The following is a 23,278-nucleotide window of genomic DNA, read 5'->3' as shown; positions in this document are numbered from 1 at the left end:
ACATGAGCTTCTTAGGTAAGTTAGGTCCGGACGTTATTCCGCACGATCCAATTGTACTGGTCACAGTTGCAATGATGATCTTAGGTGGTATCGCAGTTGTTGCTGGTATTACCTATTTTAAAAAATGGGGCTACTTGTGGAACGAATGGTTCACATCAGTCGACCATAAAAAAATTGGTATCATGTATCTTTTCGTATCGATCATCATGCTTTTGCGTGGTTTCGCTGATGCGATTATGATGCGTCTTCAACTGTTCCTTGCAAAAGGTGGCGGTGAAGGTTATTTACACCCAGAACACTACGATCAGATCTTCACCGCACACGGTGTAATCATGATCTTCTTCGTAGCAATGGGTCTAGTTGTTGGCTTAATGAACATCTCTGTACCACTTCAAATTGGTGCACGTGACGTTGCCTTCCCATTATTAAACTCTCTAAGCTTCTGGTTATTTGCTGGTGCTGCAGGCTTAATGATGGCATCTCTTGCAATTGGTGAATTCGCTGCAACAGGTTGGATGGCTTATCCTCCTCTTTCAGGTATCGAATATTCTCCAGGCGTGGGTGTGGACTACTATATCTGGGCACTTCAGATTTCAGGTTTAGGTACGCTATTAACGGGTGTTAACTTCTTCGTTACCATCATTAAAATGCGCGCGCCTGGTATGTCACTTATGGACATGCCGATCTTTACTTGGACATCTTTGTGTACAGCTGTATTGATCATTGCGTCATTCCCAGTGTTAACAGCAACAATTGCAATGTTAACGCTTGACCGTTACTTCGGTTTCCACTTCTTTACAAATGACATGGGTGGTAGCCCAATGTTGTATGTAAACTTGATTTGGACATGGGGTCACCCAGAAGTTTACATCTTAGTATTACCAGCATTTGGTATTTACTCTGAAGTTGTATCAACGTTCTCTCGTAAAACGTTGTTCGGTTACAAATCAATGGTGTATGCAACAATTGCGATCACAGTACTTGCGTTCGTAGTATGGCTTCACCACTTCTTCACCATGGGTGCTGGTGCGAACGTGAATGCGTTCTTCGGTATCATGACCATGGTTATTGCGATTCCTACTGGTGTGAAAATCTTCTCTTGGTTATTCACAATGTATAAGGGTCGTATCACCTTCACTACTCCTATGTTATGGACGCTTGGCTTCCTTGTAACATTCGGTATTGGCGGTTTAACTGGTGTATTAATGGCTGTTCCACCTGCGGACTTCCTTGTACACAACTCATTGTTCTTGATTGCTCACTTCCATAACGTAATTATCGGTGGTGTGGTGTTTGGTATGTTTGCCGGCATCATTTTCTACTGGCCGAAAATGTTTGGTTGGAAGCTCAATGAAGCATGGGGTAAAGCTGCGTTCTGGTTCTGGTTCTTCGGTTTCTACTTTGCATTCATGCCACTTTATATCCTTGGTTTCATGGGTATGACTCGTCGTTTGAATACATATGACAACCCTGAATGGGATCCGTACATTGCTATTGCATTCTTCGGTTCTGTGTTAGTCGCGATTGGTATTGCATGTTTCGTTATGCAGATTGTTGTTGGTTACTTACAACGCAACGACAACCTCGACCTTACAGGCGATCCATGGGATGGTCGTACACTTGAATGGGCGACTTCGTCTCCTGCTCCGTTCTACAACTTTGCTCACCTTCCAACAATCAATGGTATTGATACGTTCTGGAATGACAAAGAGAATGGCGTAGCATATGCGAAACCTACTTCATACGAAGACATTCATATGCCAACGAATCGTGCTGCTGGTGTTGTGATTGCCATGTTCATTACTGTTATGGGCTTTGGTTTAATCTGGCATATCTGGTGGTTAGTTGTTGTGATGTTCATCGCTGCTATTATCAGCTTCATCGCATCTTCGTTTACGAAGAAAGTGGACTACTATGTTCCTGCTGCTGAAGTTGAGCGTATTGAAAATGAACGTTACGCGATTCTTGAAAAACATTTGAAGAAGGACTAAGACAATGGCTGACGTACTTCATCACGAAAACCACGGACACGATGAGCATCATCACCACGATGATACTGACATCACCGTCTTTGGTTTTTGGACTTATTTGATGAGTGACTTGATTCTATTCGGTACACTCTTCATTGCATTCGCTGTTTTAAGTAGCCATGTGCCTATGGGCACACCAAGTGCAAAAGAATTATTCGGTGAGTCTTTAGGTTTCGTTTTAACTGAAACTTTCGCTCTCTTGATCTCTTCTGTAACTTTTGGTTTTGCGGTTCTTGCTGCATACAAAAAGAACGTCAACCAAGTTTTAACTTGGTTAGCGATCACTTGGTTATTCGGTGCTTCATTCATCGGCATGGAACTATATGAGTTTAATCACTTAGTTCATGCTGGCCATGGTCCAAGCGTAAGTGCGTTTTTATCGTCGTTCTTTACTTTAGTAGGTACGCACGGTATTCACGTAACTTCAGGTTTGGTATGGATGATCATTTTGATGATTCAGATCAAGAAAAATGGTTTGACTCTTCCAAACACTCGTCGTCTTGCTTGCCTAAGCTTGTTCTGGCACTTCCTTGACATCGTTTGGATCTGTGTATTCAGCGTAGTTTACTTGATGGGAGTTCTATAATGAGTCACGATCATAACTCAGCTGGTGCTTCACACGGTAACACCAAGCAATATACGATCGGCTTTATCCTTTCAGTTATCCTGACCGTAATTCCATTCGGTATGGTAATGGCTGGTGGTTTTGGTCGCGGTATTGTTATGGCGGTTATCGCAATTACAGCAGTTGCTCAGGTTCTAGTTCAATTAGTTTACTTCTTGCACATGAACTCATCTTCAGAGCAACGTTGGAACGTGATTGCATTTATCTATACAGTACTTTGTATTGCTGTACTTCTAGTCGGCTCTGTATGGATTATGAACTACTTACACTACAACATGATGATCTAAACTGATCGTCATGTTGAAAAAGTATTTATTCCTGACTAAACCAGGAATTCTCTTTGGTAACTTCGTTACCACTCTGGGCGGCTTCTTTTTAGCCGCTCAGGGGTCTGTAGATTTCCTCCTCCTTCTCATCACTCTACTCGGTACAACACTGGTTGTTGCTTCTGGCTGTGTCGTCAATAACGTCATTGATCAAGATATTGATCAAAAGATGGAACGGACGATGAACCGTGCATTAGTTAAAAAAACCATCAGTCCTTCCGTAGCTTTGGCATTTTCTGCTGCGCTTGGAATATTAGGTTTCGCCCTACTCTGGTTCTTTGTTAATGCTTATGCCTTTGGCTTTGCTGTACTTGGTTTTGTGGTTTATGTGATTTTTTATAGTCTATGGAGCAAACGCACATCCATTCACCAAACCGTGATTGGAAGTATTTCTGGTGCTAGTCCACCAGTGATCGGCTATACAGCTGTGACCAATGAATTTGATGTTGCCGCATTGTTGCTTTTCTTAGCATATGCACTTTGGCAAATGCCTCATTCATGGGGAATTGCGGTATACCGCTTTGACGACTATAAAAATGCAGGCATTCCAATTTTACCTGTAGCACGTTCAATTTTCCGCACGAAAGTTGAAAGCTTGATTTATGTCTTGCTGTTTGCTGCGGTGTTAAATGGTTTGTATTGTTTTGGCTATACCAATATGTTTTTTCTTATCACCTTTAACGCACTCTGTGCTTATTGGGTATATTTATCAATCATTGGTTTTAAAGCTGAAAATGATCAGGTTTGGGCAAAACGCTATTTCTTATACTCAGTGATTTTAATTACTGCATTAAGTTTTAGTTTTAGTTTTAGCTACGTCTCACCTGCTCCACATTTGCCGCTGTTTTAAAAAAGATAGAGTTCTCTCTATCTTTTTTTATTTCAACTTATTCAATATTTAAGTCTAGTCTTTAAGTTGTTACCATAGCAGACACAACAATAACTCATGCTCTGCAATGAAAATGCCATCACAATTTTTTAAAAAATCTATTTTTATTAGTCTATTCCCTATCACTCTTGCTTATAGCACGCACAGTTTTTCTGGTTTTGATGTTTCTTGCTATCCATCGACCAACATTCAAACCAATGCCTATACCGCCTGTGACAATTTGCCTGCACTCACGCCCGCCAATGACAACCAAACCAATATGCTCTTACTTCTGAGCGACATGGGTTTGGCTAAATTGAATTTTAATCAGCCAAATAATCCGCTTTGGGAAACTGAATATAGCAACGTACCATTTGCGGCTAAAACATTGTTTGAAAGCGTAACCAATAAACGACCGAATGCCCGATTAAAACCAAGCAATGTAAAGACACCCTACCAAGAACATTGCAGTAGTCTAGACAATGGTGCGGATCAATTTACCCAGCAGGTGAAAGCCGACAAAAATCTCAGCAAAGCCGAAAAAGATTTACTGATTCAAGAAAGACAAAATATCTCGGCCTGTGACCGTGATCTTGCCCTCTTCCAAGTCAATCCGAACTGGTCTATACAAGCACGTCAGTATGCGTCTTATTTAAATGCAACCATTGCCTTTTACAATAGTAACTTTTCCACAGCTACTAAAATTTACTCAGTTTTAACTACGGTTGATCAGCCTTGGATCAAAGAAACATCGCAATATATGTTGATTCGTAGCAGCCTCAATGAAAGCTATCAGTCGGGTGTCGGCAAATATGGCGACTTAAAAACCGATAAAGTAGATCAGACTTTACTCAAAAACACCTATGAGCATATCACTACCTACTTCAAACGCTTTCCTGAGGGAAAATATGCGGCAAGCGCACGCGGTTTACTGCGTCGTTGTTATTGGCTGAGTGGAAATACCGAACTCCTGACCAACGAACTCGCATGGCAAATCAATCATCCTGATTCCAAATACTATAATTTAGAGCTTGATAATCTAGCCTTTGAAATGGATCGCCATGTTTTTCAAAGCCGCTCATTCAATGCAAAAAATCTAAAAGATCCCTTCTTTCTGACCATTTCAGATTTAATGCAAATGCGTCAGGCAACATCGGCAGAAGATAAAGTCTTAAGCTGGTCTGAACTTAACAACCAAAAAACACGATTTAAGAGTCAGCCAGAACTGTTCCAATACCTACAAGCCAATCACTTATTCTTTGTGCAGAACAAACCAGCCGAAGCTTTAAAATATTTGCCAGAACATTCCTCTAATTCAATCGATAGTTATCTTCAACTCAGTCAAATATTGTTAAAAGGTCGTATTTTAGAAAAACTCGGACAAACTCAAAATGCACAGCAGTATTGGGAAGGTTGGCTGAGTCAATCAAAGTCCATCGAACAGCGTGGCTTATTTGAGCTAATGTTGTATCCACATTATGCTCAGCAGCAAAGTGCAAACCTATTCATCGGTTCAAATGCTAAAATCAAACAAGCTGCATTGCAAAAAAGCTTTATTGAAAATGAAGCCAATGAAAAAAGCTTAATGCAAATTGTACAGTGCAAAGCATCAAGAACAGATCAAAAAAATTTAGCTTTGTATAAAACTTTGCAAAAGTCATTGGTACATCAAAACTTTAAACTGTTTAATCAAGCCTTTGTACTACTACCACAAGATGCCGCGAAGCATAAATATGACTCAGAAACATATCAAAACTATAAAAATCAACCGCCTTTCAGTGATTTCATTTGGGCAGGAACAAAAATCACGCCACAGATTCAATGCCCTGACTTATTCAGTCTGACTCAAAAACTTGAAAATTCACCTCAAGATTTAAAGCTCCGACTTTGTTTGGGCGAATATGCACGCTCGACTCAAGGCTACAACATAAGCTATGTCACCGCTTTAGAAAAAGAAACCTCCAGCTTTAAAGGTGCAATTTTTACCCGTGGTCAAGTGTATAAAGACATCATCAAATCCAGCTCTGTACCCGATTTAAAAGCTTATGCGCTTTATCGCTCAATCATGTGTTACTCACCAAGCGGGATGAATGACTGTCAGAATGCAGAGGTTGAAAAATCTACCCGTAAACAATGGTTCGACCACATTAAACGTGACTACCCAAGTACTTCTTGGGCACAATCTTTAAAGTATTACTGGTAAGACATATATGTTGAAGCAACTTTTTTCAGTTGTTATGACGTTGATCTGTATGCTGAGCATCATAGCTTGTCAGCCGAGTCAGTCAGCTTCAACATCTGGTCAGGTAAATGCCGAAGACTATGATGCGTTTTGGATTTGGGGCAATATTTCATCTGCCCCTTATCTCAAAGCGGCTAAAGAACTTTATATTTTACAAGGTGAAATCCGTTTAGATTCCCAAACACATCACTCTAGACTCATACCGCAAGGCGTAAGCGTCTTAACAATTCCTCAGCAAAAGGTGTGGCTGGTTTTTCGTAATTATCATTTAGACTGGCAAGGCCAAGAGCTTACACAAATTTTAAAACGCGTTCAGCAATGGGAAAATGCAGGGAATCATATTCAAGGCATACAAATTGATTTCGATGCCAAAACCAAACACATTCACCAATATGCCCTATTTTTAAGTCAATTAAGAAAACAATTACCTCAACACTATCAACTCAGTATCACGGGTTTAATGGACTGGACCAATGTCACAAATCAGGGGACTTTAAACCTCCTGAATAACACCATCGACGAGTTGGTCATTCAAACCTATCAAGGTTCAACCACCATACCCAACTATGCAGCTTATCTAAAAAAAGTTTCAGCACTAAAACTGCCTTATAAAATTGGCATTGTTCAACACGGTGAGTGGTGTAGACCGCCTAAGCTTGAAAATGATACAAACTTTAAAGGCTATGTCGTCTTCCTTTTACGCTCAAAACCTCAAAATAATTAGGGCTTTTTAAGAGAAGTTCTTGAATTTGGCGAGCAAAGTCTCTAAAATCCCCCATTCGCATCTAATGCGACACAACCTAGGTTGTGACTCCTTGCTTCTAACAACTTTTTTGTTAGGGGCTGTTTAAACCGTAAGGAGCTGACAATGCGTCATTACGAAATCGTACTTTTAGTACACCCTGATCAAAGCGATCAAGTCGTTGGTATGGTAGAACGCTACCTAACTCACATCAAAGAAGCTGAAGGTCAAATTCACCGTCTTGAAGACTGGGGCCGTCGTCAATTGGCTTACCCAATCAACAAGATCCACAAAGCTCACTACATTCTTATGAATGTTGAGTGTGGTCAAACTACTCTTGATGAGTTAGAAGAATTGTTCCGTTACAACGATGCAATTATTCGTAGCCTTATCATCCGTCGTGAGAACGCTATCACTGAAGAGTCACTATTGGCTAAGAGTGCTGAAGAAAAACGTGCGCGTAAAGCTCAACGTGAAGAAGCACAACAAGCTCAAGACTCTGCTGAAGCATAAGGAGAACATCAATGGCACGTTTTTACCGTCGTCGCAAGTTCTGCCGCTTTACAGCTGAGAACGTTACGTACATCGACTACAAAGATATCGACACTTTAAAACAGTACATCACTGAAAACGGCAAGATTGTTCCTAGCCGTATTACAGGTACTAAAGCTCGTTACCAACGCCAATTAGCGCTTGCTATTAAACAAGCTCGCTACTTGTCTTTGATCCCTTACACTGACAATCATAAGTGAGGTTGAGCTGTGGATATTATCTTATTACAACGCATTAAAAACCTTGGTAAATTAGGCGATAAAGTTTCAGTTAAAGCTGGTTACGGCCGCAACTACCTTATCCCTCAAGGTCAAGCAGTAGCTGCTACTGAAGCTAACACTGCTGCTTTTGAAGCTCGTCGCGCTGAACTTGAGAAAGCTGAAGCTGATGTTTTAGCTGCTGCTCAAGCACGTGCTAGCCAATTAGACGAAGTTAACATCGTAATCACTGCGAAAGCTGGTGACGAAGGTAAACTATTCGGTTCTATCGGTACTCGTGATATCGCTGACGCGTTAACAAATGCTGGTCTTGAAGTTGACCGTGCAGAAGTTCGTTTACCGAACGGTGCACTTCGTCACACTGGCGAATTCAACATCGCAATCCAATTGCACCATGATGTTGTTGCTGAAGTTCTCGTTACTATCGTATCTGAGTAATTTTTTGCAAAAAAAAGAGCATGCTTTTGCATGCTCTTTTTTTTATCTCTATGAAAAAGTAGTTTCTTCGCTCAGCTTAAAACTTCATCAGCCTGCCCCGCAAAATGCCAAATTTGAATATTATGGGTTTTATCCATAAGCCTTGAATTCAGCACACAGCAGCTGCATTTTTTGATAAAGTGCATAGAGTTAAATGGCTGTAATTTTTTCCAAATTTACAGTGAAATTTATCTTAAGTTATCCCTCTTACTGTATTAAAAATCAGGGCGTTATATGTCACAGGCGAATGCCACTGCTCAAAAGAGCTCATCGAAACAAGACAATAAACCGAATGAGTCAGGGCAACTGAAAGAATTCCGTACACCTCCGCATAACTTAGCATTGGAACAAGCCGTACTTGCCGCTTTAATGACGGTTGCTGAATCCTTTGAACAAGTTGGCGATGTCCTAACTGAAAATGACTTTTATGCGACGCGCCATAAATATATTTTTCGTGCGATTGCGCAACTCTCCAAAGACAGCTCACCCTATGATGCGGTTTTAGTCCATGACTGGCTCACCACACAAAACCTACTCGATGCGGTTGGTGGTGAAGAGTACCTGATGCAATTGATGGCAGACTCCCCGTCTAGTTTCTATAACATGGAAACTTATGCCACCAAGATCAAAGAATTTTCAACTTTGCGTAGCATGATTAAGGTCAGCTCTGAAATTTTACAAAATGCCTATGACACCAAAGGTCGTAACGTCAGTGAAATTTTAGATTTGGCCGAAACCAATATTTTCTCCTTGGCAGAACAACACAATAACAACGCCAAAGCTCAAGGGCCTAAAGCCATCAATACAGTTGTGGCCGATGTCTTTGATAAGCTGAATGAGCTGTCGCAAATGGAAGGCAGCATTACAGGCTTAACCACAGGCTTTCTTGAACTCGACAATAAAACTTCGGGTATGCAAGCAGGTGATTTGATTATTGTTGCAGCGCGTCCATCGATGGGTAAAACCACCTTTGCCATGAATTTGGTTGAAAGCGTGCTGTTCAATAATGACCTACCTGCCTTGGTTTACTCCATGGAGATGCCAGCCGACTCCATCGCCATGCGTTTGATTTCATCTTACGGAAAAGTCCATCAGGGCCATTTACGTTCGGGTAAACTCGATGGTGATGAATGGTCAAAAGTGACCGGCACCATTTTGCAACTGCAAGAGAAAAAGCTCTATATCGATGACTCCTCTGCTCTTCCACCTACAGAAGTTCGAGCACGTGCACGTCGTATTGCCAAACAGCACGATGGTAAACTCGGCTGCATTATGGTCGATTACTTACAGCTGATGAAAGTACCAGGCATGGGGGATAACCGTGTCGGTGAGATTTCGGAAATTTCGCGAAGCCTAAAAGCTCTTGCCAAAGAAATGATGTGCCCTGTAATTGCACTATCTCAGCTTAACCGTTCCCTCGAGAACCGCCCAAACAAACGTCCCGTGATGTCAGACTTACGTGAATCCGGTGCGATCGAGCAGGACGCCGACTTGATCATGTTTATTTACCGTGACGAAGTCTATAACAAAGAGTCCAAAGAAGCGGGCACTGCCGAAATTATTATTGGCAAACAGCGTAACGGCCCTATTGGTACCGTTCGACTTGCTTTCGAAGGCCAATATACCCGCTTTAGTAACTTATCCCCTGAGTTTTATGCTCAGTACGATGATGAGGAATAATTAAAGCCTCATCGTCGCCTTTCCATGACCCTGTAGGAGTAATTAGGGTGCGTCAAGCAACAGTTTATATTGATAGCCAAGCGCTGCAATATAATTTAAACCGTGTCAAACAACTTGCCCCAAACGCGAAAATCGTCAGCATGGTCAAAGCCAATGCTTATGGACACGGAGTCAAAGACTGTATAGCAGCCTTAAGTGAAACCGATGCCTTTGGCGTCGCCTGTTTAGAAGAAGCACTGGAAATTCGTGCACTCGGCTTTAAACAACCGATTACACTGATTGAAGGTGTTTTCTCAGCAGATGAAATGCAAACCGTCATTGAGCAAAATATCGAGTGTGTGGTTCATCAGCAACAGCAAGTCGATTGGTTGATCGCACATAAAACCGCATATATCGCACAAAAGCTCAAAGTCTGGGTCAAACTCAACAGCGGTATGAACCGTTTAGGCTTTAAAGTTGCCGAAATCATTGATGTCATCGACTCATTGAAAGCAGAAGGCTTTACATGTGTACTGGCAATGCACTTTGCCAATGCCGATGCGGATCACCCACTCAATGAGCAGCAACGTGCGCAATTTCTACACATCAAAGAAGCGTGCTCACCGATTCTAGCCTCATGTTGTAACTCAGCTGCTATTTTTAAATGGCCTGAACTTAATTTTGATTTTGTTCGTCCTGGCATCATGCTTTACGGTGCATCACCTTTTGCCGATAAAAATACACACGACTTAGACTTAAAGCCAGTTATGACCTTCACGGCGGAAATTATTGCATTAAATACCATTCAAGCAGGTGAAGGTGTCGGCTATGGTTCACATTTTGTCGCAAACCAAGAAACTGAACTGGCCATTGTTTCGATTGGTTATGGAGATGGCTATCCACGTGCATTTTCAAAGCAAAACTATGTTGCTATAAATGGTCAGGCAGTAGCTGTTGTGGGCCGAGTAGCAATGGACATGATTGCGATCGATGTGACGGGTTTAAACGCCAAACTCGGTACAAAGGTTGAGCTCTGGGGTGAAAACCGCTTAGTTGACGATGTTGCGGAAGCCAATGGAACCATTGGTTATGAGCTACTTTGCCGGTTAAGTAATCGCCCTATACGTAAGCAAATCTAACAAAAAAGCCCAAGTTCTACTTGGGCTTTTTTCAACACAAACTCTCATCAGACTGGGCATCGTAAAGGTCTTGTAACAACTGATCAATTTGTTGTTGACTCATACTCTGCGGTTCAAATTTTGCAAAACCCATCTCACGCATTTTGGTATGTACGCTACTCATACGTTGCACATACTTCATGCCCCAAGCTCTAAAATGTGCCGCGTGAATCGTTTTCGCCTCAAAGACTTTAATATCTTTATGTCTAGGGTCTTTCAATAATTTCGACATTAATAATTCTAAAGCAGCTTCATCCCCTTCTAAGCACTGGAAATAATGCTGATCAGCATAATAAAGAACGCCTGAAATATTATGTACTGTATTAAAATCACATGCTTCGCTTAAAATGTCCCGAACATCTTGAAGAAGCTGTACATGATCCGAAGTTGAAGTACTTGCATAGCAAATTTGCCGCATAGACTTCCCCAATTGATTGATTTCATTATTTTTAGCATCTAACACGTTTATACTAAATAGTCATCCGTCGGCTTTGCCAATTCTTGTAATCCTTTTCTTAAGGTATCCGACCATTGCTTACTGATGCTTGAAAAATACGGATCTTCTTCATCAATCCGCTTACCCACTGGAATATGTAAACTATCTCTTGTATACACCAAAGCATCTAAGGGCAAACCGACAGAAACATTGGAACGTAAGGTTGAATCAAAAGAAATCAAACTACACTTCACCGCTTCGGCTAAGGGCATGTCATACCGTAATGCACGATCTAGAATCGGCTTTCCATATTTACTTTCACCAATTTGAAAATACGGCGTATCTTTGGTCGCACAAATAAAATTCCCCTGCGGATAAATATTATAAAGTTGCATTTCTGCCCCTTTAATTTGGCCACCGACCAATAAGCTACAGTAGTAATTACTTTGTTCTTGCGTGTCTGGTGCCATATCCGCCAAGACTTTTTTCAAAGTATGTCCAACCAACTCAGCCGCTTCGAACATGGTATTGACACTATATAAATTCGGTTCTTGGCTTAACTCCAGATGATTTTTTAAATGCCCAATCACCGCTTGAGTCGTTGCTAAGTTTCCTGAGGTTTGAATCGCAATAAAGCGTTCACCCTCTACACCAAAGGTATACAGCTTCCTAAACACGGATATATGGTCTACACCTGCGTTCGTACGTGTATCACTTATAAAAACCAAACCATCTTGAAGACGAAGTGCACAACAATAGGTCATAGAACATCCTTTTTCAGCTAAACCTTAACAACTTAAAACTTGTACCATGGAATGCATCGATTCCACCCCACCTTTTTCACGTACGCCACGAACGGGAGCCACATCCCAATAATCGCGCCCAATAGCTACATAGATATGTGACTGTGGTTTGAACAATTGATTACTGGTATCAAAACAATACCATGCATCATCAATATACACCTCGGCCCACGCGTGACTGGCAAGGTGTGAAGTTTCAGGCACATGCAAATACCCCGATACATAACGTACCGGTAAGCCAAGATGCTTACACATGGCAATAAAAACATGACTATGATCCTGACATACGCCTTGCTGCCCATTGAATGCATCGATTGCCGAAGTGAGCACCGAGGTTTCGGCTGGTACATAAGGAATATGCGCTAAAACGGCTTCTGACAGTTTCATCAAATTTTCCCGATTCAGCGCAGGCACATACTGATGTGCAAATGCCTTCATTTCGGCATTGCACTGAGTATTGGGCGTCGGTTGTAAAAATAAATTGGGATTCAGCCGATCTTGTATGCCATGTTCTGCCAAGCTATTAATTTCAACAATGCCCTGCGCCATTATGGTCAGCTGTTGATACGCTTCACGTTGTGAACTGGTAATCCAAATATTTTGGAAGGCATCCCGTTTTTCTTCTCGCTCTCCTGGCACACTCACATGCCAATGACATACCTTTTGGTGTGAATTATTCGTAGGTGTCATTTTGATATATTGAATACTGTTCAACGCCAATTCACTATATTGATAATGCGTTTGATGATTGATCATAAGTTTCATACATCAACCTCAAACAATTGTTGAATATAATCACTAAAATGATAAAAATTCATCGCATCAGGTTGCGACTTAAGCTCTAGCCAAGCCTGTGCCAAATTTAGCCAGCCCATTTCTTTTAACAACATGACGATGTTTTCTATTTCAACTAAAGTATTTTGTGCATCTTGTTTCAGGCGAATTTGACGGTCAAGCTGCTCAATCATTTGCCCCAAACTAAAGAATAAAAAGACATCACTGGCTTCAGACTCAAGTACATCCTGACACTCTCCAACCACATCACAAATATAGGCGGTGTTTTCAGTGGCATTTTTGATAAATTGATTCAGTTCCGCATAGGCCTTTGCAGATAAAATCCCACGCAAGTCTTGCACATTACTCTTAGCACTTTGAAATTGCTGGTTAAATGAAGCAGGGTTGTTTGGGTTTAAAATCAGCTCATTCAGTGAGCACGCATCAAAAGCAGGCAAACAAAATGCATGTGCATAATCGATTGCAGGCTGATCTTGGGTAAAAGGAAACTGAGCACACAAATATTGAGTACGTGTTAAATAACGCCCTAACCAAAAAATATTTTCAGCATTGGTGCTTAATAAAATCATAGTTCTACCCTCATATTTGTTTATTTTATGAATGTAAGTTTTCCACAACCCAAGTGTCTTTAATTCCTCCTCCTTGGGATGAGTTGACCACCAACGAACCTTCTTTCATCGCAACACGTGTTAAACCACCAGGGACAATTTCGGTACGATACGGTGAACTGAGCACAAACGGTCTAAGGTCAATATGACGCTCAGACACACCCGATTCAGTCATGGTTGGACTGACAGAAAGTTCTAATGTGGGCTGGGCAATATATAAATGCGGTGTCGCCATGAGCTTATCTCTAAATTGCTCAATTTGGCTTTTACAGGCTTGCGGTCCAATCAGCATACCATACCCACCCGAACCTTGCGCCTCTTTGACCACTAACTGCTCAAGGTTCTCCAGTACATAAGCCAAATCTTGCTTGTCACGGCATTGATATGTCGGAACATTTTTTAAGATAGGTTTTTCACCTAAATAAAACTGAATCATTTTATCGACATAAGGATAAATCGATTTATCATCCGCAACCCCTGTGCCTGGTGCATTCGCAATAACCACGTTATGACTCAAATAAGCCGACATCAACCCTGCGACACCTAAAGTGCTATTCGGCATAAAGCACAGCGGGTCAAGGTATGCATCATCCAAACGTCGGTAAATCACATCTACTCGTTGACGGCCACGAATGGTTTTGACATAGACCTTATCATGTTCTACAAATAAATCGCGTGATGTCACCAAAGGCACATCCATTTCACGGGCTAAAAAAGCATGTTCATAATAGGCACTATTAAAACGTCCCGGTGTCAACACCACGATGAAAGGCTGATCGACATAAGCATTTTCAGCCAAGATTTCTTTTAGTAATTGTGGGTATTGTTCTATGCCTAAAATATGGTTCTTCTGCATCAAATCAGGCATAAGTTTTTCACTAATCTTACGACTTTCAAGCATATAAGATACGCCCGATGGCGTTCTTAAATTATCTTCGAGTACATAAAACTCACCCTGCCCATCACGGATAATATCAATTCCACTAATTTGGCTATAAATCTGACCTTTTAAACGGTGCTCATACATATGCGGTTGATAAGCCTCATGCGTCAACACTTGCAGTTCTGGAATAATTTTCGCTTTGAGAATGTCTTGTTGATGGTAAATATCATGTAAAAATAGATTTAAAGCTCGCACACGTTGTGCAGAGCCAAGGGAGATTTTATTCCATTGTTGTTTAGCGATCACACGTGGAATTAAATCATAAGGAATGGTGCGCTCAATGCCCTCAGATTCACCATATACAGTAAACGTAATACCTTCATATAAAAAATGCTGTTTGGCAATTTGGTTCAGTTCTTCGAGTTCTTCTACACTATGCTGTGACAACCAGTGCTCAATACGCGTACAAGCCTCACCAGACATCGCTTGGTCATCTGTCATTTCATTAAAGAAATTCGAGGTCATTTGATGAAACAATCCAGCAGACTGGTTCGATAGACGATCATGAGAGTGAATCGGATTTAATACAGGAGAGTTAAGCTTATATCCGTCCAACATCGTATTTACATTTGTATCTTTATCTTCTTTAAACATACAAACCTCTCAATTGTTATCGATATGTAACCCATACGTAGCAATATCTATGCCATGGATTTCTAAAGATGCTTTGTTTATTAATCGATAAAAAACGCATTGCTTCAATTCTATTTCGCATTAAGTTGTGTCAAAAAATATAACTGAAAAATTTCAAGCAAAGCTTGCTTAAACGAATGAGTTTTCTTATTGTGTTCACATTCAAGTAAGTAATTTCGACTCCTATATTTTATTAAACTATGTCTATACAAGAAAAAGAAACGTCCAATAGTCTCTATCGCCAATGGCAAATTTTGTCTCGCCTTTCCACTGGAAAATGGATGGGGACTCGAGAGCTGCAAGAGATTTTACAACGTGAAGGCATCGATATTACTTTGCGAACCATTCAACGTGATTTAAACCAAATCTCTCAACGCTTTCCGATTGAAAACAATGGGGCTGTGCCTCAAGGTTGGCGCTGGCGTTCTGATGCTCCAATTCAAAGCTTACCGCACATGACCAGCTCTCAGGCGGTAACGTTTATGATGGTGGAAGAACACCTTAAACATCTACTTCCACCAAGCTTAATTGAAGAAATGAATCCATGGTTTGACTTAGCACGTCGTAGCCTCTCTACCCAAAACAATGTACGCCAATGGATTAACCGCGTACGCATTGTCCCTGCGACACAACCACTGATTCCCCCAATTGTGGAGAAAACAGCGCAGCAAGCCATCTATGAAGGACTGCTCCAAGACAAACAGCTGGAATGCGTTTATCAAGGCTTAAACCAAGCGGCTGAAGCAAAAACCTATACGCTCAATCCACTCGCACTGGTTCAAAAAGGTGCAATTATTTATCTGATTTGTACTCGCCACGACAAAACCGATATTCAGACCTTTGCGCTGCACCGTTTCAAATCAGCTACGGTTTTAAACACACGTGCCTTACACCCAGTCAATTTTGATATCGATGAATACATCGAATCAGGTGCGTTAGGTTTCCGTGTAGACTTTTCAAAACCCACAGAAACCGTTGCACTTACCCTGACCATGACTGAAATAGATGCACTGTATTTGGAAGAAACCAAACTCAGTACCAATCAGGTTTTAGAACCGCTTGGAAATGGGCAAATCTTGGTTCATGCGACCGTACCTTTTACCAATCAACTGGTGTGGTGGTTACGTAGTTTTGGTCATAAAATTAGTCACATTGAACCCAAAGAAGTTCGTGATGCAGTTAATCAAACCATCACTGACTAAAATAAAAAAAGCCCCAAGTATTCGGGGCCTTACAGTTTTTTTGGTATTAGATATTTGAATTGCTTGAGTTTGTCGTTTTCATTGCTCATCTTGGTTTAATGCCTCCCCTAAACCAAGATAAGTGCGCTGTTTTTGGTGATTGATACAAACTAGCATTGGCATGCAAGCTCTCCACTGTTAAAACGGATCGATTTCATTGTCATGGTGTTGACCTCATGTTAAGAACGTAAAATCAATTTAAAAGACGGCAATACTTTTGTGAAATAACATGATTGGCTATTTTTATCTGTTTTTATCTTAAACAACTATTTTGCTTTGTTTATCTGCCAAAACAAAAAGCCAGCCTTATGATCAAATCATAGTCAAAATTGATTCACTAAAATTAAGCTATAAAAAAACCTCATGATAATGCGGTTTTTTTTTAAGAGAAAAATCAGTGTTAATTTGATTTAAATTCCATATAATAAAAAAATTATATTTTTTAATAAGTTATAAAATGAGTTTTTCAGTTAAAGATATTGCCAAAACTTTAAAAGATAATAAAAAACAAGGTTTACCTGTCATTATTTTCACAGGTGCAGGCTGTTCCAAAAGTGCAGGAATGCCTTTAGCGAACGAACTTGTAGCCGAAATTAATAAAAAATTCAAAAGCAATCTTAGAGCATTAACTGATACTCAGAAAAAAGATTATGGTTCATGTATGGGGAAGCTTACCCCACATGAACAAAAAACTCTGATAGAAAAACACATTTCAAAAGCAAAAATCAATTGGGCACATATCGCTTTAGCCAGTCTTTTGAAGGAAGGCTATATTGGTAAAGTTCTAACTTTCAATTTTGATAATATTCTTAATCGTGCATGTAGCTTAGATAATTTTTTCCCACCAACTTATGATCTGAAAGTTCTCTCAGAAGAATACTTTTCTGCTATTCCCAATCAATCTATTGTGCACCTTCATGGACAATGGAGTGGTTTTCAACTTGCAAACTCAGATATTGATACTAAAAAACAAGCTGAAAAATTAAATAATTTTATTAAAAATACTATTAATAACTCACCCACATTATTTATTGGCTATAGTGGTGGAGCAGATTCATTCTTTAAACTTGTCGATGAAGGTTTTATTGGGCAACATCGTTTATTTTGGATTGATTATGTAAAAGAGCCAAACAATAATGTGAAGCAATTTATTGACGTGAACCCTAATCATAGAAATTTTATTGGTGAACAGGATGCTGACCGATTCCTTCTTGAACTCGCAATAGAGTTAAAATGCTTTCCTACAGAATTATTTAAAGACCCAATTAATCATTTAAAAGGAATTTGTGAGTTAGTTAATCAATTCCCACTACCAACATCAGATACTGAGGTTGATATATTAGAGGACACGAAGAAAACTCTAGCTATTGTAGATATAAATAAACCAAATTTTACAATTATCAAATTAGCAGAGGCATTACATACTAGTAAATTTGATTACATTATCAATCAAGCTAAAACACTCGACTTAACCCTAAAACCAATTTCAAAAATTGTTGCTTCTGCGTATTTAGGTAAGGCATTAAATTTTTTAACTAAAGATGACCATCAATTTCAAAAATATTTTGACAAAGCGATAACTTTGCAAATTAACTTCTACCAAGCTTACGCAGAAGTCGGAATTCAAAGCGCTTTAACTGGTAAACAGGATTACTTAGAGAAATCATTAAACTATTTCGAAACATGCTTTCAAATAAATCCTAAAATAACAGACCTAAAACTAATTCAAGGATATGCAATCGTTCTAACTCAAATAGGGGCTTTCAAAAAAGATAAGCATCTTATCTTAAAAGCCATAGGGTTCTATAAAAATTTACTAAATGAATTACAAGGTGATCCTATTTTTTTAAAAAACTATGCAAATGCATATAAAAAATTGGCTTTACTTAGCGGTAACGAGAGTCTATTTAATGAGGCTTTTAAATTTTATAAAAAGTCATTAGAGATAATTCCTAATGATGTTCAAATTCTTATCGATTATGGTATTGCCATTTTTTATTTAGCTCAATTGAATGAAGACTCAAACCTATATAACCATGCTTTAATGCAATTAGAGAAAGCTAAAAAACTAAAGCCTCAAGACCTGAATGTCTTAACAAACTATATCACTTGCCTTTTAGGAGTAGCTAAAATCAATGAAGATGAGTACATTTTTGAAAAAGCAAAAGATATTTGTGAAAATGTATTAAATATTGAACCAAATCATGTAAGTAATTTAGAAAATTATGCTATCAGCCTATGTGCTCTTGCTGAATTAAAAAATGATATAAATCTAGCACAAAAAGCAATTCAGTATTTTGAAAAGACTTTAAAGCTTAAACCCGAAGATCAAGACTTGAGATACAACTATAATGAAGCCATTTCTACCTTAAATAATTTAGATAAAAAAATATAGCTAATACCTAATCTAACTAATAAAAACCCGCACTTGGCGGGTTTTTATTAACTCAAAATCTTAAGCAGATTTTTTCGCTTGTGCATTTTTACGGATCGTAATCATGATTAATTGCACTGCTGCAGGTGTTACCCCCGGAATACGATTTGCTTGAGCCAATGTCTCAGGACGTACATCTTTCAATTTTAAAGTAATTTCACGAGATAAGCCTGAAACGACATCATAATTAAAATCAGCAGGAATTTTAGTTTCTTCCAAACGCTTCATTTGTGCAACGTCTTCATGCTGACGGTTAATATAACCTGCATATTTCACCGCGATTTCAATTTGATCGCCCACTTGTGCAGAGACTTCAGAACCTGTGAGCTCCGCAATTTGAGCAAATGAAATATTCGGACGTTTTAACAAATCAATCGCAGAGCATTCTTTCGATAAATCTGCGCCAGTCATTTCAACAAACTTTTTGCCCATTGGGTTGTTTGGTGCCGCCCAAAGGTGGTGTAAGCGACCTGTTTCCAGTTCAACCGCTTCCATTTTTTCACAGTAAGCTGCCCAACGCTCATCATCCACCAAGCCCATTTCACGACCCACTGGCGTTAAACGTTGATCCGCATTGTCTTCACGTAGCATCAAACGATATTCGGCACGTGAAGTAAACATACGGTACGGTTCTTTCGTGCCTAGCGTGATCAAGTCATCCACCAATACACCCATATAGGCTTCATCACGTTTTGGTGTCCATTGCTCTTGATCCCACGCACGACGCGCAGCGTTTAAGCCTGCAAGCAAGCCTTGTGCACCCGCCTCTTCATACCCTGTCGTACCATTGATTTGACCGGCAAAGTACAAGTTATTAATAGCTTTGGTTTCTAAAGTAAACTTCAACGCTTGCGGGTTGAAATAATCGTATTCAATAGCATAGCCCGGACGTAAAATGTGCGCATTTTCCATCCCGCGAATTGAACGAACCAGCTCAAACTGCACATCAAACGGAAGTGAAGTTGAAATACCATTTGGATAAAGCTCATGTGTATCTAGACCTTCAGGCTCTAAGAATACTTGGTGTGAGTCTTTATCGGCAAAACGGTGAATTTTGTCTTCAATGGATGGGCAGTAACGTGGGCCTACACCTTCAATAACACCAGTGTACATCGGAGAACGGTCTAAACCACCGCGGATGATGTCATGGGTTTTTTCATTGGTATGTGTAATATAACAATTCACTTGTTCAGGGTGCATAGATGCATCACCCATGAATGACATAGTCGGTGATGGGAAGTCACCCGGCTGTGGAATCATCACAGAAAAATCAACCGAACGCGCATCAATACGTGGTGGCGTACCTGTCTTTAAACGACCCACTGGCAAATTCAATTCACGTAAACGGTGTGCCAGTGAAATTGAAGGTGGATCACCTGCACGGCCACCACTTGATTTTTCAAGACCAACGTGAATTACACCGCCCAAGAACGTCCCTGCGGTGAGTACGACTGTTTTCGCATCAAAGCGAATACCCGTTTGAGTTACAACGCCCTTGACAGTATCACCCTCAACAATCAGGTCGTCTGCGGCTTGTTGGAAAATATCGAGATTTGCTTGGTTTTCTAAAGTGTCACGAATCGCGGCTTTATAGCGAATACGGTCTGCCTGTGCACGAGTTGCACGAACGGCTGCACCTTTACGTGAGTTTAGGATACGGAATTGAATACCACCTTTATCGGCAGCCAATGCCATTGCACCGCCTAAGGCATCAATTTCACGCACCAAATGCGATTTACCAATACCACCAATTGCTGGATTACAGCTCATCTGCCCTAAAGTCTCAATATTATGAGTTAAGAGTAAAGTCTGTCGCCCCATACGTGCCGCAGCCAATGCTGCTTCTGTACCTGCGTGACCGCCGCCGATAACAATGACATCGTAAACTTTAGGATAATGCATAGTGGTAAAGGAGATTAAAAAATGATAACGAAAGATTATAGCAAATTTTCGATTGTAAGTTGACAGATTCCATGGAATTTATTGTATATGCGGTGCTGTGCTTACTGCGCCAGCGCTAGGTTTATGTAATTTTACTTGCAGAGCAGTAGCAAAAACTCAACAAAGGATGCGTTTTGTTACCTGAAAAGCCTTGTATTAATTTGATCATTTTTTATCCTATAGGTTGATCAAACAACAACCAAAGGTAAGCATTATGAATAAGAAAATTCTTTTTTCATCCATTCTCTGCGGTTTATTTTTTTCGCCTTTTGTATCAGCCAACGACAAAGTTGAAAAGGTTTATGACAGTCAACGTTATCAACAAGTCTGTAAAGGCAAGTCACAAGGAACAGCGGTTAGTTTTGCCTATCGAGGCATTATTTGGAATGGTACCTGTGAACCTCAATTTTTCCCAAGCTCAAAAAATGCCAATATTCATGGTGATGAAGCTGAGTTAGCCAGCATTTGCCAAGGCGACTCAAAAGCGACATCAATCAATATCGAAGGTAAAGAAATCAAAGGCAAATGTGCCCTTGGTTTTGTAGCACCTAAACCAAGAATGTAAGCAAAACAATTTAAAGTTCATGCTGTATTGAGGGTAAAAAATAGTCCATTTTTTACCCTTTTTTCGACCTTGTAAATTATTGAATTCTGTATACACTCAAAAACACAAAAGATAAAAAACGAATAAAAAAGGTATTCCATGGATTCGGAATTGTTTACAGTTTTTTTGCCTTTGACTTTGGCATTGATGATGATGGGGCTTGGTTTACACCTACGCCCAGCTGATTTTTATCGCCTCACACTGCACCCCAAAGTCATTTTCATCGCGTTATTTTCACAGTTAGTGCTGCTAGTTGGCATTGCGTTCCTGATTTGCCAATTTTTAAATTTAGCGCCTATTTTCGCGATTGGTTTGATGCTCGTTGCAGCCTCACCGGGCGGACCAACGTCAAATCTATTGACCTATTTATTTAAAGGTGATGTTGCGCTCAACATTACTCTCACGGCTACAAACTCCATCATTTCAACACTAACCCTGCCTTTTATTATTAATTTTTCACTGATGTACTTTCTACAAACATCACAACCCGTTGACATGCCCACCATGAAAATGATGAAAGTTTTTTTCATCACTTTACTTCCAGTCAGCATGGGCATGTTTTTACGTTATTACTTCCCAAAACTCGCCGACAGATTAAACCGCCCAATGCGTATTTTGTCTGCGAGCTGTCTCCTTTTTATCTTTTTTCTCGCACTGTACTTAGAGCGACATAATTTTGTTGAATATGTGTTTGAGGTTGGGCCAGCCGTAGCCTTATTCTGCTTCTGTAGCATGTTTATTGGTTTTTTTGTGCCACATCTGGCCAATATTCCAGAAAAACAAGCGTTGACCTGCTCCTTTGAGATCACCATTCACAACACCGCGCTTGCCATTACGGTTGCCCTGTCCGTCTTAGGCAACACCGCCATGGCCATTCCTGCCGGTATTTATTCTATTTTCATGTTTGTATTTGCTGCGTTATTAGGCCTATTAATCTCGCGAAGAAATGACAGTTTATTTTTGAAGAAAGAGACCGCAGCTGAATAATTTCACGGTCATGATTTATATAATTTTAAGGAGAATATGTACCTATGGATTCAGGAATGATAACTATTATGTTACCCCTAGCTCTTGCCATCATCATGATTGGCTTGGGCTTAGAGTTAACCCCAAAAGATTTTGCACGTGTGAGCAAACACCCCAAAGCAGTATTGGTTGCTTTATTTTGTCAGTTGGTACTTCTTGTTGGGATTGCCTTTGTGATTTGCAAAGTGCTCAACTTACCACCACTGCTTGCCGTCGGCTTAATGCTCTTAGCGGCTTCCCCAGGTGGTAGTACTGCAAATTTATTTAGCTATTTGTTCAAAGGTGATATTGCGCTCAATATTACCTTAACCGCGATTAACTCCGTTATTGCAGCGTTTACCTTACCTTTAATTGTCAACTTTGCCATTCAATACTTTATGCAGGATGGACAACACGTCAGTATGCAGTTTAGTAAAATCTTACAGGTTTTCTCGATTATTCTTATCCCCGTCTGTATTGGTATGTTGATTCGCCACTATGCACCCTCTTTTACCAAGAAGCTGAATAAGCCATTGCGTATTTTTTCTGTTGTATTTTTGGTCTTAATCATTGTTGGAGCAATAGCCAAAGAACGCGCACATATTCTGGAATATCTGACTCAGGTCGGTTTAGCCACAGTCATTTTCTGTATTTGTAGTTTAATGATTGGTTATTTTGTACCGAGACTACTGGGCATTAATAGTGCTCAAGCACGGGCCTGTGCCTTTGAAATTGGCATTCATAACAGCACCCTTGCCATGACCATTGCACTCACCGTGATGGCCAGTACGACCATTGCCATGCCCGCAGCGGTCTATTCTATTTTTATGTATATCTTTGCTGCCATCTTTGGCACATTACTCAACCGTTATGCTCCATCGGTTCAAACCAGTACAGAACAAGCCTAGAACAGATGTA

General features: G+C 40.1%; 22 protein-coding genes. 16 read left to right on the top strand and 6 right to left on the bottom strand.

Going from position 1 to position 23,278, the window contains the following annotated elements; translation table 11 throughout:
* Positions 1-2 precede the first annotated feature (2 nt).
* From cyoB to alr, 11 genes are all read left to right on the top strand, one after another.
* The gene (cyoB, locus tag ACF8FD_RS13845; RefSeq protein WP_004982033.1) at positions 3-1,991 is read left to right on the top strand and encodes a cytochrome o ubiquinol oxidase subunit I; all 1,989 of its coding nucleotides are present in this window, start codon (positions 3-5) and stop codon (positions 1,989-1,991) included.
* Positions 1,992-1,995: 4 nt separating this feature from the next.
* Positions 1,996-2,616 carry a cytochrome o ubiquinol oxidase subunit III gene (cyoC, locus tag ACF8FD_RS13840; RefSeq protein WP_004696446.1) on the top strand — a complete coding sequence of 207 codons (621 nt, stop codon included), beginning with the start codon at positions 1,996-1,998 and terminating at the stop codon, positions 2,614-2,616.
* On the top strand, positions 2,613-2,942 hold the full coding sequence (locus tag ACF8FD_RS13835; RefSeq protein WP_026056475.1) for a cytochrome o ubiquinol oxidase subunit IV: 330 nt from the start codon (positions 2,613-2,615) through the stop codon (positions 2,940-2,942). Before cyoC ends, ACF8FD_RS13835 begins: the two co-directional genes overlap by 4 nt.
* 10 nt (positions 2,943-2,952) lie before the next feature.
* Complete coding sequence (gene cyoE, locus ACF8FD_RS13830) at positions 2,953-3,831, top strand: heme o synthase (RefSeq protein WP_004982036.1); 879 nt, start codon at positions 2,953-2,955, stop codon at positions 3,829-3,831.
* Positions 3,832-3,943: 112 nt separating this feature from the next.
* Entirely contained in the window at positions 3,944-6,052 is a 2,109-nt protein-coding gene (locus ACF8FD_RS13825; protein ID WP_392453486.1) for a hypothetical protein, read from the top strand.
* A 7-nt stretch (positions 6,053-6,059) separates the two neighbouring features.
* The gene (locus ACF8FD_RS13820; protein ID WP_392453485.1) at positions 6,060-6,815 is read left to right on the top strand and encodes a DUF3142 domain-containing protein; all 756 of its coding nucleotides are present in this window, start codon (positions 6,060-6,062) and stop codon (positions 6,813-6,815) included.
* A 144-nt stretch (positions 6,816-6,959) separates the two neighbouring features.
* Entirely contained in the window at positions 6,960-7,346 is a 387-nt protein-coding gene (rpsF, locus tag ACF8FD_RS13815) for a 30S ribosomal protein S6 (protein ID WP_004696436.1), read from the top strand.
* A gap of 11 nt (positions 7,347-7,357) precedes the next feature.
* Positions 7,358-7,585: a 30S ribosomal protein S18 gene (rpsR, locus tag ACF8FD_RS13810; RefSeq protein WP_004278792.1), complete on the top strand. Its 228-nt coding sequence runs from the start codon at positions 7,358-7,360 to the stop codon at positions 7,583-7,585.
* Between the two features lie 9 nt (positions 7,586-7,594).
* On the top strand, positions 7,595-8,041 hold the full coding sequence (gene rplI / locus ACF8FD_RS13805; RefSeq protein WP_004696433.1) for a 50S ribosomal protein L9: 447 nt from the start codon (positions 7,595-7,597) through the stop codon (positions 8,039-8,041).
* A gap of 273 nt (positions 8,042-8,314) precedes the next feature.
* Positions 8,315-9,760 (top strand): replicative DNA helicase, encoded by a 1,446-nt coding sequence (gene dnaB, locus ACF8FD_RS13800; RefSeq protein ID WP_004696432.1) that lies wholly within the window; start codon positions 8,315-8,317, stop codon positions 9,758-9,760.
* A 47-nt stretch (positions 9,761-9,807) separates the two neighbouring features.
* Positions 9,808-10,878 (top strand): alanine racemase, encoded by a 1,071-nt coding sequence (alr, locus tag ACF8FD_RS13795; RefSeq protein ID WP_392453484.1) that lies wholly within the window; start codon positions 9,808-9,810, stop codon positions 10,876-10,878.
* Positions 10,879-10,909: 31 nt separating this feature from the next.
* On the opposite strand, the gene ACF8FD_RS13790 is transcribed toward alr, so the two are convergent.
* The 5 genes from ACF8FD_RS13790 to ACF8FD_RS13770 are packed head-to-tail and all read right to left on the bottom strand — an operon-like array spanning position 10,910 to position 15,096.
* Entirely contained in the window at positions 10,910-11,335 is a 426-nt protein-coding gene (locus tag ACF8FD_RS13790; RefSeq protein ID WP_039890155.1) for a BLUF domain-containing protein, read from the bottom strand.
* 47 nt (positions 11,336-11,382) lie between these two features.
* Positions 11,383-12,117, bottom strand: coding sequence for a proteasome-type protease (locus ACF8FD_RS13785; RefSeq protein ID WP_176537901.1), 735 nt, complete (start codon positions 12,115-12,117; stop codon positions 11,383-11,385).
* A 24-nt stretch (positions 12,118-12,141) separates the two neighbouring features.
* Positions 12,142-12,921, bottom strand: a complete 780-nt coding sequence (locus tag ACF8FD_RS13780; RefSeq protein WP_234304797.1) for a transglutaminase family protein — start codon at positions 12,919-12,921, stop codon at positions 12,142-12,144.
* Entirely contained in the window at positions 12,918-13,520 is a 603-nt protein-coding gene (locus tag ACF8FD_RS13775) for an alpha-E domain-containing protein (RefSeq protein WP_183175551.1), read from the bottom strand. The genes ACF8FD_RS13780 and ACF8FD_RS13775 overlap by 4 nt, the downstream gene beginning before the upstream one ends.
* A 25-nt stretch (positions 13,521-13,545) precedes the next feature.
* Positions 13,546-15,096 carry a circularly permuted type 2 ATP-grasp protein gene (locus ACF8FD_RS13770; RefSeq protein ID WP_234304796.1) on the bottom strand — a complete coding sequence of 517 codons (1,551 nt, stop codon included), beginning with the start codon at positions 15,094-15,096 and terminating at the stop codon, positions 13,546-13,548.
* 239 nt (positions 15,097-15,335) lie between these two features.
* Between ACF8FD_RS13770 and ACF8FD_RS13765 the strand changes: the two genes are divergently transcribed.
* Both ACF8FD_RS13765 and ACF8FD_RS13760 read left to right on the top strand, forming a co-directional pair.
* A complete protein-coding gene (locus ACF8FD_RS13765; protein WP_078425881.1) occupies positions 15,336-16,337 on the top strand; it encodes a YafY family protein in 1,002 nt (333 codons plus the stop codon).
* Positions 16,338-16,833: 496 nt separating this feature from the next.
* Entirely contained in the window at positions 16,834-18,771 is a 1,938-nt protein-coding gene (locus tag ACF8FD_RS13760) for an SIR2 family protein (RefSeq protein WP_234304795.1), read from the top strand.
* Between the two features lie 60 nt (positions 18,772-18,831).
* Here the strand turns inward: ACF8FD_RS13760 and mnmG are convergent, their stop codons facing one another.
* A complete protein-coding gene (gene mnmG / locus ACF8FD_RS13755; RefSeq protein ID WP_234304794.1) occupies positions 18,832-20,712 on the bottom strand; it encodes a tRNA uridine-5-carboxymethylaminomethyl(34) synthesis enzyme MnmG in 1,881 nt (626 codons plus the stop codon).
* Positions 20,713-20,965: 253 nt separating this feature from the next.
* Here mnmG and ACF8FD_RS13750 point away from each other — a divergent pair, with 253 nt between their 5' ends.
* The 3 genes from ACF8FD_RS13750 (at position 20,966) to ACF8FD_RS13740 (ending at position 23,268) form a co-directional block, all read left to right on the top strand.
* The gene (locus ACF8FD_RS13750) at positions 20,966-21,316 is read left to right on the top strand and encodes a hypothetical protein (protein ID WP_004696401.1); all 351 of its coding nucleotides are present in this window, start codon (positions 20,966-20,968) and stop codon (positions 21,314-21,316) included.
* Positions 21,317-21,454: 138 nt separating this feature from the next.
* Positions 21,455-22,342 carry a bile acid:sodium symporter family protein gene (locus ACF8FD_RS13745; protein WP_234304793.1) on the top strand — a complete coding sequence of 296 codons (888 nt, stop codon included), beginning with the start codon at positions 21,455-21,457 and terminating at the stop codon, positions 22,340-22,342.
* A 44-nt stretch (positions 22,343-22,386) separates the two neighbouring features.
* Entirely contained in the window at positions 22,387-23,268 is an 882-nt protein-coding gene (locus ACF8FD_RS13740; protein ID WP_039890107.1) for a bile acid:sodium symporter family protein, read from the top strand.
* Positions 23,269-23,278: the final 10 nt, after the last annotated feature.

Origin of the sequence: Acinetobacter sp. TYF_19 (assembly GCF_043105125.1) — a bacterium.
GTDB classification, from domain to species: Bacteria; Pseudomonadota; Gammaproteobacteria; order Pseudomonadales; family Moraxellaceae; genus Acinetobacter; species Acinetobacter johnsonii.
The sequence above is the reverse complement of the archived record's forward strand: the minus strand, read 5'-3'. Positions and strand labels throughout refer to the sequence as shown.